The organism is Kitasatospora sp. NPDC127060 (assembly GCF_042724935.1).
Lineage (GTDB): Bacteria > Actinomycetota > Actinomycetes > Streptomycetales > Streptomycetaceae > Kitasatospora.
This window is the reverse complement of sequence record NZ_JBHXEG010000183.1, coordinates 1-2,557: the sequence shown is the minus strand read 5'-3', so window position 1 is coordinate 2,557 and position 2,557 is coordinate 1. Positions and strand designations below refer to the sequence as shown.

At 70.8% G+C, this 2,557-nt stretch carries 2 protein-coding genes; one reads left to right on the top strand and one right to left on the bottom strand.

Going from position 1 to position 2,557, the window contains the following annotated elements; translation table 11 throughout:
- Positions 1-1,364, bottom strand: a 1,364-nt coding sequence (locus ACFWIS_RS40565) for a GH1 family beta-glucosidase (RefSeq protein ID WP_380464100.1), incomplete at its 3' end; no start/stop codon positions are given.
- An 897-nt stretch (positions 1,365-2,261) separates the two neighbouring features.
- Here ACFWIS_RS40565 and ACFWIS_RS40560 point away from each other — a divergent pair.
- A partial coding sequence (locus ACFWIS_RS40560; protein ID WP_380464098.1) for a LacI family DNA-binding transcriptional regulator occupies positions 2,262-2,557 on the top strand: 296 nt, incomplete at its 3' end.

Sequence of the window (2,557 nt, the reverse complement as noted above, 5' to 3'; positions counted from 1 at the left end):
TGCGCGGTGATCAGGCCCCGGTACCAGTCATAACTGTCCTTCGGGGTACGAGTCAGAGTGTCGTAGTCGACGCGAACCAGGCCGAAACGCTGCCCGTAGCCGCGGGCCCACTCGAAGTTGTCCAGCAGCGACCAGACGTAGTAGCCGCGCACGTCGACCCCGGCCGCGATGGCGTCGGCGACGGCGGCGAGGTGGCCGGCCAGGTAGTCGATCCGCTCGGCGTCGTGGATCCCGCCGTCGGGGGTGACGCTGTCGGCCTCGGCGGAGCCGTTCTCGGTGATCCAGATCGGCGGGAGCTGCGGGTAGCGGTGGTCGAGGTCGCGGAGCAGTTCGGTGAACGCGGACGGGACGACGGGCCAGCCCATGGTGGTGAGCCGGGTGCCGTACGGGTTCGGCTCGGCGACGCCGATGTCCATGGCGGTGCGCAGTTCCGGGTCGGCCTCGCGGTGCGGGGCGGCCTCGACGGTGATCGGCCGGTAGAAGTTGATGCCGACGAAGTCCAGCGGCGTGCCGATCAGTTGCAGGTCTCCCGGCCGGCGCCAGGGGCCGTCGGCCAGGCCCTCCCAGGTCTCGGCCTCGTGCCCGGGGTAGCGGCCGGCGAACAGCGGCTCGGTCCAGACCTCGTTGTGCAGCACCTCGGCGCGGCGCAGGGCGGCGAGGTCCTCGGGCCGGTCGGAGGCGGCGTGCAGGCGGTCGAGGTTGAGCGTGATGCCGATCTCGCGGGCGCCGGCGGCGCGCAGCTCCCGGACGGCCAGTCCGTGGCCGACCATGAGGTGGTGGGCTGCGGCCAGCGCCCCGCGGCCCTCCCGGGCGCCGGGTGCGTGCCGACCCTCGGCGTAGCCGACGAAGGCGGAGCAGAACGGCTCGTTGAAGGTGATCCAGCGCTCGACCCGGTCCCCGTAGCGGTCGGCGGCGACGTTCGCGTACTCGGCGAAGGCCTCGGCCGTCTCCCTGACCCGCCAGCCGCCGCGGTCCTCCAGGGCCTGCGGCAGGTCCCAGTGGTAGAGCGTGGCGGCGGGTGCGATGCCGGCGGCCAGCAGTTCGTCGATCAGCCGGTCGTAGAAGCCCAGGCCCTTCGCGTTGACCGGCCCGCTGCCCTTCGGCAGCAGGCGCGGCCAGGAGATCGAGAAACGATAGCCGTCGACGCCGAGCCCGCGGAGCAGGGCGATGTCCTCGCGGTAGCGGTGGTAGTGGTCGCAGGCGGTGTCGCCGGTGGCACCGCCGAGGGTACGGCCCGGGGTGTGGCTGAAGGTGTCCCAGATGGACGGGCCCCGGCCGTCCTCGTCGTGGGCGCCCTCGATCTGGTAGGCGGCGGTGGCCGCGCCGAAGCGGAAGCCCGGGGGCAGTTCCGGGAAGTCCTGGATAGTCACGTCACCTCATGGGGTCTCGGGCAGTTCGGACACGGGTCGCGGTGGTGCGGTCACCACGTCGGCGTCGGCCCGCGCGCGCAGCCAGGCCGGCTGGACGGGCGGGTTCGAGCCGCAGCCGCCGGCGTGGTCGGCGAACGGCCGCACCGTCAGAGCCGGAGCGGCGGGAACTCGTCGAAGTCCTCCGGAACGGTCGACTCGGGACGGCAGCCGACGAGTTCGTCGATGCCGAAGTCGGTGACGGGCATGGGGCTTCCTCCGGGTGGGGCGAGTGCCGGGTGACGTACCAGGGCAGGGGTGGTGACCCCTGGGACCGCCTCGGTTACGGACGCCGACACGGAACTCGCGTGGAATCCCCATCGGGTGGCTTGGGCTCGGCGATCACGAGTCGAAGCGCCTCGACGCTGACACGGCCCGTACAGATCTGTCAACTACCGTGGAAGACAAGGATTCTGCTTTTGTCCAGCCTCTTGCCCAACTGGTGACGCATCGTTAGTCTCGCCGAAACATTCAAGCGCTTCGACGCTTCGGTGAGGAGGAGCCGGTCCACTATGCGATCCGGGTCGAACCGCAGGATCAGCGATCCCCTCGGCGTCGCCGCAGGGACTGCGCGGCCGACGTCAGCGCACTCTGCCGTCTCCGCCGTCACCGCGCTCTCCTACACGGTCGGCCACCGGATGGCGGTGACGGTCCTCCCCCTGGTACCACTGGTGTCCCTGTACCCGTTCACACAGAAGCACCTGCGTACCGGTGTCCGCACCGGCGCGATCAGGGGCTGAGCAGTCCGCACCGGGCCCCACGGGCCCCACGCACCGGAGCAGTCCCTCCCCGGGCCTCCTCCACCGTACGAACGGGAACACACCTCACCCGAACCGACACGAAGGAACCACAACGATGGTGACACTCGCCGATGTGGCCAGGCACGCCGGCGTCTCGTCCAGCACGGTCAGCTACGCTCTCAGCGGCAAGCGCCCGATCTCCGACGAGACCAGGCTCCGCATCGAACAGGCCGTCACCGACCTCGGGTACCACCCCAACGCGGGTGCCCGCGCCCTCGCCGGAAAGCGCTCCCACATCATCGCCCTGGTCGTGCCACTCAACCCCGAGGTGCACGTGCCCACCATGATGGAGATCGCCATCGCCGCCACGGTCACCGCCCGCGAACACGGCTACGACGTCCTGCTGCTCAC